Here is a 12813-nt window from a genome sequence, read left to right as displayed (position 1 = left end):
CATGGGCAAGTACTACGAATACCAGCACACGGTCGGCTTCGAAGAGACCAACATCGTCGGCAACGTCTACTACGTCAACTACCTGCGGTGGCAGGGACGATGCAGGGAGATGTTCCTGAAGCAGCGGGCGCCCGAGGTGCTCGCCGACCTCCAGGACGACCTGAAGCTCTTCACGCTGAAGGTGGACTGCGAGTTCTTCGCCGAGATCACGGCCTTCGACGAGCTGTCGATCAGGATGCGGCTGCAGGAGCTGGCGCAGACCCAGGTCGAGTTCAGCTTCGACTACGTCCGCCTCGACCCGGGAGAGGGCGAGACCCTCGTCGCCCGCGGCCGGCAGCGAGTGGCGTGCATGCGCGGGCCGAACACCCGAACGGTCCCCGCCAGGGTTCCCGACGCCTTGGCCCGGGCGCTCGAACCGTACGCCCAGTAGGCGCGGATGCGACAGCTAGCAAGGAGGACAGCGTGAACGTCGAGAACTCCACGACAACCCGTCCGATGCCGGACGCGAGGTCGCTGCGGCGGGCATTCGGGACGTTCGCCACCGGTGTCACGGTCGTGACGACGGGTGGCCCCACCCCGCACGCCATGACCGCCAACTCCTTCACCTCGGTGTCGCTTGAGCCGCCACTGGTGCTGATCTGCGTCGATCGCGGCGCGGTGATGCACCAGTGCCTCACCGACACGGGCTTCTTCGGGGTGTCGGTGCTGGCCGCCCACCAGGAGGCGGCGGCGCTGCACTTCGCCGACCGCTGGCGCACCTTGGGCGCGGCCCAGTTCGACCACGTCGACTGGACGCCCGGGGAGGTGAGCGGCGTGCCGATGCTCGATGGCACGCTCGCCAGCTTCGAGTGCGAGCTGTGGCGCACCTACGACGGTGGTGACCACACCATCTTCATCGGAAAGGTGATCTCGCTCCACCAGCAGACCGACCGGGACGCCCTGCTGGTCTTCAAGGGAAAGTTCCGGCAGATCAGTCCTGATTGGAGCGAGGTGCCGGCGTGACTGTCACCGGACCACAGCCCCAGGAGGCACCCGAGCGGCCGGCCGGATCCCCGGCCCGCCGCCGGGTGCCCCCCGGCCCGCCTCCCTGGGCGGCGCCGAGCCTGTTCAAGAAGCTGGCGACGGACCGGATCGCGCTGATGTCGCTCGCCGCGACCTACGGCGACGCGGCCCGGCTGTCGATCGGCCCGAAGACCCTCTACTTCTTCAACCACCCCGACCACGCCAAGCACGTGCTGGCCGACAACAGCGGCAACTACCACAAGGGCGTCGGCCTCGTGCAGGCACGGCGCGCCATCGGTGACGGGCTGCTGACCAGCGAGGGCGACCTGTGGCGCAAGCAGCGCAGGATGATCCAGCCCGTGTTCCAGAACAAGCGGATCTCCCAGCAGGACGGGATCATCGCCAAGGAGGCGGAGAACCTGGTCGAGCGGCTGCGGTCCCACGCGGGCGGCGAGCCGGTCGACGTCGTCCAGGAGATGACCTCGCTGAGCCTCGGCGTGCTCGGGCGCACGCTGCTCGACGCCGACCTCGGCGCCTTCAGCTCGATCGGGCACTCCTTCGAGGCCGTGCAGGACCAGGCGATGTTCGAGCTGGTGACGCTGAGCAAGGTGCCGCTGTGGGCGCCGCTGCCCAAGCAGATCCGGTTCCGCCGCGCCCGCAAGGAACTCCAGCGGATCGTCGACCACCTCGTCGCCGACCGCCTGGAGCGGACCGGCGAGGGCGGCGACGACGTCGTGTCCCGCCTGATCGGCTCGACCCGGCAGGAGACCGACCCGCGCGTCGGCCGGCAGCGCATGCGTGACGAGCTCGTCACCCTGCTGCTCGCGGGGCACGAGACGACGGCGAGCACGCTGTCGTGGACGTTCCACCTCATCGACGGGCATCCGGAGGTCCGCGAGCGGCTGCGCGCCGAGGCGGTCGAGGTGCTCGGCGACCGGCTGCCGGTCTACGAGGACCTGCACCGGCTGCGCTACACCGCGATGGTCGTGGAGGAGGTCATGCGCCTCTACCCGCCCGTCTGGATGCTCCCCCGGGAGGCCCAGGGGGACGACGAGGTCGGCGGCTACCACGTGCCGGCCGGTTCCGACGTGCTGATCAGCCCGTACACGCTGCACCGGCACCCGGCGTTCTGGGACGCGCCCGACACGTTCGACCCCGAGAGGTTCGACCCGGACCGTCCCGCGAACCGGCCGAGGTACGCTTACATCCCGTTCGGCGCGGGACCGAGGTTCTGCGTCGGCAACCACCTCGGGATGATGGAGGCCACGTTCGTGATCGCCATGGTGGCCCGTGACCTGCGGCTCACCAAGGTTCCCGGCCACGAGGTGGTCGCCGAGCCGATGCTGTCCCTGCGGGTACGCGGCGGGCTGCCGATGACCGTGCACTCCGTGTGACATCCGCGGTGCCGCGGGCCTGAGACGGCTCGCGGCGCCGCGGCCACGACGGACCACAACCGGACGACAGAAGCACCACGACGGATATGGCGGGCGCCCGGCTCACGGGTCGCCCGCCATCTGTGGTGGCGGAGAAGCCGTGGGGGCGCGGGTTCGCTCGCGGGCCGCGGCGTTGGGTGGTGCGGGTTCGCTCGCGGGCTGTGAATGCCCTTCTCAGAGCGAGGGAAGCGGATCCTGCCCGAGCCCGGGGTCGGGACGACCGGACGGGGCTCGCTTAGGGGGCCAGGATCGGGAGGACGGGGATGCGCCCGGCTCGGCAAGGGGGCCGGAAGGGCCGGTCGCGCATCGGCCGCGGCCGCCCGCCGCTCGTGTGGGGCGGGGTTCGGCGCGCCGGCGGCGGTGGCTCAGTGGGTGAGCTGGGGGACGTTCACGGACAGCAGGTCGCGCAGGGCGAGCAACACCGGAGGGTCGAGGGGGCGCATGGGCCGCAGGTGGAGGTCGGCGACCTTCGTGTGCGTGCCAGGCCGTACCGTGATCGGCCCGTGGCGCCCGATGCAGAGCGCCTCGTCGCCTCCTGGCGCGTGGTCGACGGCGTCCTCGCGGCCCGGGGCCACGGACTGCGCCATCAGGTGCCACTCGCCCTGGGGGACGTCCTCCAGGACGTACGGGCCGGGCTTGGGGAGGATCACGTACCTGACGGGCTGGCCTTCGAGGATCCTGTCGGGGAAGAGTCCGGCGAAGATGGGCTGGTCCTTCAGCGGGGACGAGATGTCTCCCCTGACCGTCGTCACGGGCTCGTTCCCCGTCGTGTCCTCCCAGCCGGCGGCGGACATCTGCGGTGTGATGCTCTTGAGCTGCCGGTACTTGGTGGGGGAGAGCCCCACACTGCTGGTGAACCTTGAGCTGAAGGTGCCGACGCTGGAATACCCGACCCTGTGGCTGATGTCGGTGACGGTCAGCGAGGTGGAGGCGAGGAGCCGCTTGGCCTCCTGGAGCCGCACCGCCGAAAGGAAACGGCCGGGAGAAAGCCCGGTCACCCGCTGGAATACGCGGGAGAAGTGAAACTTGCTGAACATCGCCGTGCGAGCCATGTCATTGATTGTGAGTTGCTCACCGAGGTTCTCGTGCATACTCTTCACGACACGCATCACGGCTTGTTCGATTGCGTTTTCCATTGCTCCCCCCGTGCGTTGGAGGTGTGGTTGCAATTGACCCCGGATTAACACGGGAGAGCTCGTCATCCCGAGCCTCCGTCATCTGGTCTCACCCCATGGCAGCGAATTCTTCCCACCTACATACGGTGCGAAATCCGGAAAAGGCGACGCTCGACGACGCCACATCGACGGCACTTCGCCATGCCATCAGAATTGGCCGCCCCACCTCCTGCGACAACCCCTACCAGCCCCCAGCCTGCTGATATCCCGTTCCGGCGGGGGTGGGAAATGGCGCCGCGTGCGGATGTGAAAGCAACGCAGAAGATGCATCGGAGGCGGCCGTGGGCGAACGATGAACTGGTCAGCAGTCGACCTAGACGGACGAGGACACGCCTATGCGGCCGCCAACTTCAGACGAAGAGCAGACCAGGACGATGACGATCGAGGCGTACGCCGACACGATCGTCCCTGGCGAGAAGCGGTCATCCGACGACAGGGCCATCGCGGGAGCCACCACGGGCGGCGGGGCGGTGGCCGCGGGCGCCATCGAGCTGCTGGAGTGGGACGCGACGGGGCTGAGCGGCGCGCTCGGCGACCTCGCCGGCGCGCTGAACGAGCACACGCTGGCGTACGCCGCCGAGCTCGGGCTGGCGCTCGACGAGTCGGTGCCCCCGTTCGTGGCGCTGTCGTTCGAGCACAGGACCGCCATGGTGAACCGGCTCACCACGCCCGGCCACCCGGAGAAGCCGCTCTGGGTCAGCCTCGCGCTGTTCTGCAACATGGCCTTCGACTCGGCGGCCCACCTCCACACCGCCGACGCCATCGCCGCCGGGCACCCCGGGCTGATCGCGATGGGCATCGAGAAGCCCGATCCCGACGGGCGGTGGCGGTTCCCGAGCTACTCCTACGGCCGGCCGCTGGCCCGCCTGCACCCGGACACGACCCCTTCAGGGAGCCCCGCATGACGAGCACCGAGAGCACCGACGTCCTGGTGATCGGAAGTGGCTTCGGCGGCGCGATCGCGGCGTACCACCTCGCGGCCGGCGGCGCGCGGGTCGTGGTGCTCGAACGCGGCCCATGGCTGACGGGCCAGGACTTCGACCACGACTTCAAGCTCGGATCCTCGTACACGCGGGCCTTCGACTTCGTCGTGGGCGACGGCATGAGCATCCTCGGCGGCAACTGCGTGGGCGGCGGCAGCGTCGTCTACTTCGCCGCGATGCCCCGCGCGCCGCGCTACGTCTTCGAGCGCCACGGGAGCATCGGCAGGCGGATGTGGCCGGCCGCCGTCAGCCGTGACACCCTCGACCCCTGGTACGACCGGGTGGCCGAGTCGATCAAGATCACCAAGCAGGACTGGAACGACGTCTCCTACGCCGGGGGGCTGTGGGCCGCGGCCTGCAACCACGCCGGCCGTACGGCCAATCCCGTGCCGGTCGCCATCGACACCGCCCAGTGCACCAACTGCAACTGGATGATGGCCGGGTGCCACTTCGACGCCAAGCAGTCCCTGCTGTTCAACTACCTGCCCGCGGCCATCGCGCACGGTGCGGAGATCCGGCCGCTGCACGAGGTGCAGAAGATCTCGCGCACCGACGACGGCGGCTACCGGGTGCACTACGACCACATCGACGAGGAGGACTACCGGATCCGCCACGAGAGCGGCACGATCGACGCCAAGGTCATCGTGCTCGCGGCGGGCGCCGGCGCCACCCCCGTCATCCTCCAGCGCAGCGAGGAGACGCTCGGCACCATGCCGCGCGCCGTCGGCCGCTACTTCTCCGGCAACGGCGAGCGGCTGAACACCGCGATCCTCAACGAGGACCGCGTGCGCGACGTGCTCGGGCTGGAGCGCGGCGACGGCCTGGCGTACGAGGCCAACCAGATCGGCAAGGGCCCGGTCGTCGCGAGCTGGGACCGCCTGGACGGCTCGCTGCCGGAGTACTCGCGGTTCTCGCTGGAGCAGCTGTACTTCCCGCCCGGCCTCGGCACCATCCTCGCGCAGGTCCCCGGCGCCACGGGACCGAGCTGGTTCGGCGTGGACAAGAAGGAGATCCTCAAGCGCTGGCGGTCCTGGCTGATCATCTTCCAGATGACCGAGGACGACAACGAGGGGGTCTTCGGCCCGCCTCCCGCCCACGGCAACGCCGACCGGCTGTCGCAGCAGATGCTCGGCGTCGGCCGCCTCAAGTACGACCCGACGCCCAACACGCTGCGCGGCTGGGCCGAGGCGGACGCCGAGGTCAAGGACATCCTGGAGCGTGACGGGCTCGCCGAGGTGGCGGCGTGGACCAACGACGTCGTGGGCGCCTACACCGTCCACCCGCTGGCCTCCTGCCGTATCGGCGACGACCCGGCGACCTCGGCGCTCGACGACCGAAACGAGCTGCGCGGCCACCCGGGCATCTTCGTCACCGACGGCTCGGCCGTCCCCGCAGCGCTGAACGTCAACCCCGCGATGACCATCGCCGCGCTCGCCGAGCGCGCGATCCCCGGCATCGTCCAGGCGGCCCAGAGCCGGGGCGTCGACGTCACGTACGGCGCGCCCGCCCCCGACGGCTCCATCGCCGGCCGGCGCGGAGCCCTGCCCCTGGTGTCCAGCCTGCTGCGCCGGTAGGAGAGGAAGAGACCATGGGCAAGATGCTCAGCCGGGTGACGCTTCCGGGAACGCTGTCCCAGGTCCGCCATGTCTCCCCGGTGCGGCCGCGCGAGGCGACCGCACCGGTCACCCGGGTCTACGCGCAGGCCGAGCGGGACTTCGGGATGCTCGCGCCCCCCCTGCTCCTGCACTCGCCGGCCCCCGAGACCCTGGCGGCCTCGTGGACGATCCTGCGGGAGTCGCTCCTCGCCGGCGCGCTCGTCAGCAGGCCGGTCAGGGAGGCGGTCGCCACCGCGGTGTCGGCCGGCAACGCGTGCCCGTACTGCGTCGACGTGCACCGCGCCACGATGGACGGCCTGGTGCCTGGACGTCACGCCGCCGAGATCGCGGACGGCCGCGTCGAGGCGGTCACCGACCCCGTGATCCGCCAGGTGGCCGCCTGGGCGCGGGCGAGCGGCACGAGCGCGGCCGCCGCCCGCCACGAGGCCCCGCTCCCGGAGGAGCAGACCAGGGAGCTGGCCGGGGTGGCGGTCACCTTCCAGTACCTGAACCGCATGGTCAACATCTTCCTCGGCGACTCCCCGCTCCCACCGGAGGTGCCGGACAGGGCTCGCGGTGGCCTCATGCGGGTGTTCGGCCTCGTCATGCGCCCGGCGGCGCGCAGGGCCGCGGAGCCCGGCGACTCGCTCGACCTGCTGCCGGACGCTCCGCTGCCCGGGGAGCTTTCCTGGGCGGACGGCACGCCGCACCTCGCCGGGGCCTTCGCCCGCGCCGCCGCCGCCTTCGAGGGCGCCGGCCGCCGCTCGGTGCCGGCCCCGGTGCGCGAGATGGTCACCGCCGAGCTGGCCGCGTGGAACGGGGAGCCGGCGGGTCTCGGCCGCGCCTGGGTGACCGGACCGGTGTCGGGCCTGCCGCCCGCCCAGCGCCCGGCGGGCCGCCTGGCGCTGCTCACGGCCATGGCCTCCTACCAGGTCGACCAGGCGGTCATCGACGAGTTCCGCTCCGGGACGCCCGGCGACCGGGCGCTCGTCGAGCTCACCTCGTGGGCGAGCATGGCCGCGGCGCGCCGTATCGCGAGCTGGCTCGTGACCGCCCCGCTCGCCCGTACGGCCGAGGGCGGCGACGGCGGCCCGTCGCTCACCTGAGCGCCACCCCGGCGGCCCGTGGAATACGGGCCGCCGGCGGATCGGGCCGCGAATCGGCGAAAAGCACACACGGAGAAGACACCGGTATTTCAATTGATGCATGCTTGTTTCAGGAACATGAATTGAATTACCTGGATTTATTCATGAATATGAGTGGCCGCCTTTCGGCCGGCGCACCGCGCCAATCGACCAGGCATCCGATTCCAGTGAGAGGAGAGAGGCGTGACCGAGCTGGACAACGTGCTTGAGGCCCTGACCGCGGAGGGCGAGGAGCTCGACCGCCTGGTGGCCGGTCTCGACGCTTCGCAGTGGGAGCTGCCCACCCCCGCCCCCGGATGGACGATCGCGGACCAGATCGCCCACCTCGCCTTCATCTTCCGGCTCGCCGGGACCGCCGCGTCCGACGCCGAGGCGTTCAAGGCCATGATCGCGGGAGCCGAGCACGACTTCAACGGCGCGGTCAACGCCGCCCTCTCGCTCTACGCCGGCGACACCCCCGAGGTGCTGCTCGACCGGTGGCGGGCCGAGCGCGAGACCGTGACCGCGGCGCTCGCCGCCGTGCCGCCCGGCCAGGTCGTGCCGTGGCTGGTCAACCCGCTGCCGCCCATCATCCTCGCCTGCGCCGGGATCATGGAGCAGTTCGCGCACGGCCAGGACATCTTCGACGCGCTCGGGGCGCGGCGCGAGCTGACCGACCGCATCGAGCACCTGGTCGTCTTCGCGGTGCTGACCCGGGACTTCGGCTACCTGTCGCGGGGCGAGACCCCGCCGGCGACCGAGTTCCGCTTCGAGCTCACCGCCCCCTCGGGCAAGCTGTGGGCGTTCGGCCCGGAGGACTCGCCGCAGAAGGTGACCGGGCCCGCCTCCGACTTCTGCCTCCTGGTGACCAGGCGGCGCCACCGCGACGACCTGCGGGTCGTCGCCACCGGCAGCGAGGCCGACCACTGGCTGGACATCGCGCAGTGCTACCGGGGGCCCGCCGGGGCCGGCCGTACGCCCGGCCAGTTCGCGACCGCCCAGGTGTGACGACGCGCCTTCCGGTATCGCTTCCCCTGCTGTGCGCCACCGAGAACGGCGTCACGAAGACGGCCTGGTATCGGAGTGAAAACGAAGAAAGGCCGCAAATACATGGTAATCGTGATGACCGCGGACGCCACCCCGTCGGACATTCAGGCCGTCGTCTCGCTGGTGCAATCGGCGGGAGGCGAAGCGTTCGTCAGCCGTGGGGTCAGCCGGATAATCATCGGCCTGGTCGGTGACGTCGACCAGTTCGCCACGCTGAACCTGCGGGGGATGCGGGGGGTCGGCCAGGTCACGCGGATCTCGGCGAAGTACAAGCTGGTCAGCCGCGAGCACCATCCCGACCGCTCGGTCGTGCAGGTCGGGGGAGTGTCGATCGGCCCCCGCACCATGACGCTGATCGCGGGGCCTTGCGCCGTCGAGACGCCGGACCAGACGCTCGCCTCGGCCCGCATGGCGCAGGCGGCCGGCGCGACGCTGCTGCGCGGCGGGGCGTTCAAGCCGCGCACCTCCCCCTACGCCTTCCAGGGGCTGGGGGAGCGCGGGCTGCGGATCCTCGCCGACGTGCGCGAGGAGACCGGCCTGCCCATCGTCACCGAGGTCGTCGGCGCCCACGACGTCGACATGGTCGCCTCCTACGCCGACATGCTCCAGGTCGGCACCCGCAACATGCAGAACTTCCCGCTGCTGCAGGCCGTCGGGGCGGTCGGCAAGCCCGTCATGCTCAAGCGCGGCATGAACGCCACCATCGAGGAGTGGCTCATGGCGGCCGAGTACATCGCCCAGCGCGGCAACCTCGACATCGTGCTGTGCGAGCGCGGCATCCGCACGTTCGAGACCGCCACCCGCAACACCCTCGACATCTCGGCGGTGCCGGTGGCCCAGCGGCTGTCACATCTGCCGGTCGTCGTCGACCCCTCCCACTCCGGCGGTCGCCGCGACCTCGTCCTGCCGCTCAGCAGGGCGGCCATCGTGGCGGGCGCCGACGGCCTCATCGTCGACGTACACCCCGACCCCGACATCGCGCTGTGCGACGGGCCGCAGGCCCTGGTCGCGGAGGACCTGGAGGTGCTGGCGGACACGATGAGGGACCTGAGCGCCTTCATGGGCCGTCAGCCGTCCACACAGCGGGAGCTTCTGGCCGGCTGAGAGCTCGGCCAGGGCACTTGGGGAGGGCTGATGTATCCGTCCACACTTCGCCGCGTCTCGATCCTCGGCAGCGGCGTGATCGGCACCTCGATCGCACTCGCGCTGCGGCGCTCCGGCGTCCGCGTCGCGCTGTCCGACCGGGACGGCGACGTGGTCGCGAAGGCGGAGCTGATGGGAGCAGGGGTCGCGCTGACGCCCGGCGATCCCCCCGCCGACGTGGTGGTCATCGCCACGCCGCCGTCCACCGTCGTGGACGTGCTCCTCGACGCCCAGGCCCGGGGTCTCGGCGCCGTGTACACCGACGTCGCGAGCACCAAGGCCCGCATCGTCGCCGACGCCGAGCGCGCGGGCTGCGATCTGACCACCTACGTACCGGGGCATCCCATGGGAGGCCGCGAGCTGTCCGGCCCGTTCGCCGCCCGCGCCGACCTGTTCACCGGCCGGCCGTGGGCGCTGTGCCCGCACGCGGCGACGCCGCCGGAGCGCCTCCATATGGTGGCCGAGCTGGTGTCGGTGTGCGGGGCCGAGCCCGAGGTGCTCGCCCCGAGCACCCACGATCGGGTCGTCGCCGCGGTGTCGCACGCGCCGCACCTGGTGGCGGCGGCGCTCGCCGCCGGGTTCGCGGGCGCGGACGAGACCATGCTGTCGCTGGTGGGCAAGGGGTTGCAGGACGCGACCCGCATCGCCACCGGTGACCCGGCCCTGTGGTGCGACATCCTCCAGCACAACGCCGACGCGGTGGCCGTGGTGCTGGAGACGGTGGTGCGGGAGTTGTCACAGGCGGCGCACGTGCTGCGGAGCCTGGACCCCGCCGATTCCGGCGCCCTCGCCGACCTGCTGGTGCGGGGCAACCAGGGCCGCGACCGCATCGTCGAGACGTGGCCGGCCCGCCGGGCGGAGAAGGCGGGCACGCGGGCCTGACACGGCGGGCCCCGGCGAAGGCCCCGGGAAATGTCACGGAACGGTCACCTGAGAATGCGTCAATTACCTAAAAAATAGGAACAATCATCATCTTCCGCCCACGTGAAAGAGCACTTTGAAAGAAGTCTCCACCGAGTGGGCGACGAGATAATGCTGTGGAGAGCATCGGCGGGCGGTCGTCGCCCGGGTTCCGCCGGAAGGAAGGAGCGTGCCGGCCGGCATGACAGGTGGATGGCTTGGCTTCACATCACCAGGAGGTTCGCCCGTGCGCGGGATCGGTGGTGGAGCCGGGAGTATCTCGGGTCGGCTGGTGTCGGCGTGTTCCCTCATGGCTTGCTCTGACCGGTTTCTGACCTCGTCGGTGCGACTTACGAACGTCCCCGCTTTCCTGCCTTTCGTGGCGCGGGGTGTACGGGATTACTGCTCTGTCTCTCGCCGGATCCTTTCGCGGCGGTCCTTGGGCGCGCCTTTCGTCCACGCACAACACGCGCGGCAGGCGCCGTCTGAGTGACCGACCGCATCCGGGATCCCGACGAAAGGGGGCGCCGCTGTCAGCACTCACTGGCCGGTTCGCCCCCTCTCGCGTGTTCCGGAGAATCCGGCATAAAACGAGCAAATCCATGTAAATCGCACCATCTCACTCGGTACCAGCCTTTTTCGCTGATCGCGGCCGACGAAGAGAGGAACGGGAACGTGACAGACGCTGTGCAACCCAAAGCGGGGAAACGCGAGTGGATAGGTCTGGCGGTGATCGCCCTTCCCGCCATGCTCGTCTCCCTCGACATGTTCGTGGTGCTCCTGGCGCTGCCCCACCTGACCACGGCGATCCACACCAACAGCATCGAGCAGCTGTGGGTCGTCGACATCTACGGCTTCATGGTGGCGGGCTTCCTGGTCACGATGGGCAACCTCGGCGACCGGATCGGCCGCCGCAAGCTGCTCCTGATAGGCGCGGCGGCGTTCAGCGCCGCCTCCGTGCTCGCCGCCTACGCGACCAGCCCGCTCATGCTGATCATCGCCAGGGCTCTGCTCGGCACCGCCGGGGCAACGCTCGGCCCGTCCACGCTCTCGCTGATCACCAACATGTTCCACGACGCCAAGCAGCGCGCCTCCGCCATCGGCATCTGGGCGGGCGCCTTCTCGGTCGGCGCCATCATCGGCCCGCTCGTCGGAGGCATCCTGCTCGACCACTTCTGGTGGGGCTCGGTGTTCCTGGTGGGCGTGCCGCCCATGGTGCTGCTTCTGGTGGCGGGCCCGAGCCTGCTGCCCGAGTACCGCAATCCGCAGGCCGGCAAGACCGACCTCGTCAGCGTGGTCCTGTCCCTGGTGGCGCTGCTGCCGATGATCTACGGGGTCAAGGAGCTGGCCCGTGACGGCTGGGCCGTGGTGCCGGTCGTGGCCCTGGTGCTGGGCGCGATCTTCGCGGTGGCGTTCGTACGGCGGCAGCGCGCGCTGACCGACCCCCTGCTCGACCTGCGCCTGTTCAACAACCGCATCTTCAACACCGAGCTGGCGAGCATGCTGTTCTACAGCGCGCTCACCGGCACGACGATGCTGTTCGTCGCGCAGTTCTTCCAGACGGTGGCGGGCCTGACGCCGCTCCAGGCGGGCCTCGGCCTGCTGCCCGGACTGCTCCTCGGCATCGTCAGCCTGACGGTGGGCCCGCAGCTCGCCGGCCGGATCCGCCCGAGCGTCCTGATCGCGGGCGGCCTGCTGTTCGTCGTCGCCGGCATGGTGGTGATCACGCTGTCCGGCTCGGACGGCAGCGCCACGGGCCTGATCGTGGGCTACGCCATCTGGTGTCTCGGCGGCGGCCCCCTGCTGACCCTGGGCGTCGGCCTGGTCGTCGGGACCGTCCCGCCGGAGAAGGCCGGGTCGGCGTCGTCGCTGACGCAGATCGCCAACGAGTTCGGCTACGCGGGCGGCATCGCCACCGTCGGCACGATCGGCACCCTCGTGTACCGGAGCCAGATCGCCGACGCCATACCCGCCGGTCTTCCCGCGGCGGCGAGCGACGCGGCTCGCGACAGCATCGCCGGCGCCGCCTCCGCCGCCGCCGCGCTTCCCGAGCAGATCGCCTCGGCGGTCCTCGTCCCCGCGCGCGAGGCGTTCACCAACGGCCTGCACATCGTGGCCGGCGTGAGCGCCCTCATAGTCCTGGGAGTCGCCATCCTCAACGCGGTCGTGCTCAAGGACCTGCCCCCCTTCGGGCAGGCTCCCAGCGGCCCGGGGGAGGGCCCGGCCGAGGCCGAGCCCGCACCCGCGGAGGTGCCGGCCGCCCAGAAGGTCTAGGTGCCGAGGGCGGGCCTCTCCGGGGGGCCCGCCCAAGGCGCCGGGCCGAATGCGTCGACCACAGGACGCAGGACGACACGAGCCGTACCATCGTCTCCCGGCGGACGCCGGCGCGATGGTGGCCGGTTCGTTGTAGG

Annotated in this window: 11 protein-coding genes; 10 read left to right on the top strand and 1 reads right to left on the bottom strand. The window is 70.7% G+C overall.

Annotated features, from left to right (window positions below; translation table 11 throughout):
- Position 1: 1 nt before the first annotated feature.
- The 3 genes from AB0B89_RS05925 to AB0B89_RS05915 are packed head-to-tail and all read left to right on the top strand — an operon-like array spanning position 2 to position 2396.
- Positions 2 to 430, top strand: coding sequence for an acyl-CoA thioesterase (locus tag AB0B89_RS05925; RefSeq protein WP_358548746.1), 429 nt, complete (start codon positions 2 to 4; stop codon positions 428 to 430).
- A gap of 32 nt (positions 431 to 462) precedes the next feature.
- A complete protein-coding gene (locus AB0B89_RS05920; protein ID WP_358548743.1) occupies positions 463 to 1002 on the top strand; it encodes a flavin reductase family protein in 540 nt (179 codons plus the stop codon).
- A complete protein-coding gene (locus tag AB0B89_RS05915; protein ID WP_358548740.1) occupies positions 999 to 2396 on the top strand; it encodes a cytochrome P450 in 1398 nt (465 codons plus the stop codon). Before AB0B89_RS05920 ends, AB0B89_RS05915 begins: the two co-directional genes overlap by 4 nt.
- Positions 2397 to 2800: 404 nt before the next feature.
- Here AB0B89_RS05915 and AB0B89_RS05910 read toward each other — a convergent pair whose 3' ends face one another.
- Positions 2801 to 3526: a helix-turn-helix transcriptional regulator gene (locus AB0B89_RS05910; protein WP_358548794.1), complete on the bottom strand. Its 726-nt coding sequence runs from the start codon at positions 3524 to 3526 to the stop codon at positions 2801 to 2803.
- Positions 3527 to 3945: 419 nt separating this feature from the next.
- Between AB0B89_RS05910 and AB0B89_RS05905 the strand changes: the two genes are divergently transcribed.
- The 7 genes from AB0B89_RS05905 (at position 3946) to AB0B89_RS05875 (ending at position 12676) form a co-directional block, all read left to right on the top strand.
- Positions 3946 to 4515, top strand: a complete 570-nt coding sequence (locus AB0B89_RS05905; RefSeq protein ID WP_358548738.1) for a DUF5987 family protein — start codon at positions 3946 to 3948, stop codon at positions 4513 to 4515.
- Entirely contained in the window at positions 4512 to 6167 is a 1656-nt protein-coding gene (locus AB0B89_RS05900) for a GMC family oxidoreductase (RefSeq protein ID WP_358548735.1), read from the top strand. The genes AB0B89_RS05905 and AB0B89_RS05900 overlap by 4 nt, the downstream gene beginning before the upstream one ends.
- Before the next feature lie 14 nt (positions 6168 to 6181).
- Positions 6182 to 7294 carry a carboxymuconolactone decarboxylase family protein gene (locus AB0B89_RS05895; RefSeq protein WP_358548732.1) on the top strand — a complete coding sequence of 371 codons (1113 nt, stop codon included), beginning with the start codon at positions 6182 to 6184 and terminating at the stop codon, positions 7292 to 7294.
- 222 nt (positions 7295 to 7516) lie between these two features.
- A complete protein-coding gene (locus AB0B89_RS05890; protein WP_358548730.1) occupies positions 7517 to 8320 on the top strand; it encodes a TIGR03084 family metal-binding protein in 804 nt (267 codons plus the stop codon).
- Positions 8321 to 8422: 102 nt separating this feature from the next.
- Positions 8423 to 9463, top strand: coding sequence for a 3-deoxy-7-phosphoheptulonate synthase (aroF, locus tag AB0B89_RS05885; RefSeq protein WP_358548727.1), 1041 nt, complete (start codon positions 8423 to 8425; stop codon positions 9461 to 9463).
- Positions 9464 to 9493: 30 nt separating this feature from the next.
- Positions 9494 to 10384 carry a prephenate dehydrogenase gene (locus AB0B89_RS05880; protein WP_358548725.1) on the top strand — a complete coding sequence of 297 codons (891 nt, stop codon included), beginning with the start codon at positions 9494 to 9496 and terminating at the stop codon, positions 10382 to 10384.
- 693 nt (positions 10385 to 11077) lie between these two features.
- Complete coding sequence (locus AB0B89_RS05875; RefSeq protein WP_358548722.1) at positions 11078 to 12676, top strand: MFS transporter; 1599 nt, start codon at positions 11078 to 11080, stop codon at positions 12674 to 12676.
- The last annotated feature ends 137 nt before the right edge of the window (positions 12677 to 12813 follow it).

The sequence above is a fragment of the Sphaerisporangium sp. NPDC049002 genome (genome assembly GCF_040649355.1).
Classification (GTDB): Bacteria; Actinomycetota; Actinomycetes; order Streptosporangiales; family Streptosporangiaceae; genus Sphaerisporangium.
The sequence above is the reverse complement of the archived record's forward strand: the minus strand, read 5'-3'. Positions and strand labels throughout refer to the sequence as shown.

What these genes read in the sequence shown, in the direction of transcription:
- aroF (WP_358548727.1), top strand. Translation starts at nt 8,423, where the DNA reads ATGGTAATCGTGATGACCGCGGACGCCACCCCGTCGGACATTCAGGCC.
- AB0B89_RS05910 (WP_358548794.1), bottom strand. Translation starts at nt 3,526, where the DNA reads ATGCACGAGAACCTCGGTGAGCAACTCACAATCAATGACATGGCTCGC.
- AB0B89_RS05880 (WP_358548725.1), top strand. Translation starts at nt 9,494, where the DNA reads ATGTATCCGTCCACACTTCGCCGCGTCTCGATCCTCGGCAGCGGCGTG.
- AB0B89_RS05905 (WP_358548738.1), top strand. Translation starts at nt 3,946, where the DNA reads ATGCGGCCGCCAACTTCAGACGAAGAGCAGACCAGGACGATGACGATC.
- AB0B89_RS05900 (WP_358548735.1), top strand. Translation starts at nt 4,512, where the DNA reads ATGACGAGCACCGAGAGCACCGACGTCCTGGTGATCGGAAGTGGCTTC.
- AB0B89_RS05925 (WP_358548746.1), top strand. Translation starts at nt 2, where the DNA reads ATGGGCAAGTACTACGAATACCAGCACACGGTCGGCTTCGAAGAGACC.
- AB0B89_RS05895 (WP_358548732.1), top strand. Translation starts at nt 6,182, where the DNA reads ATGGGCAAGATGCTCAGCCGGGTGACGCTTCCGGGAACGCTGTCCCAG.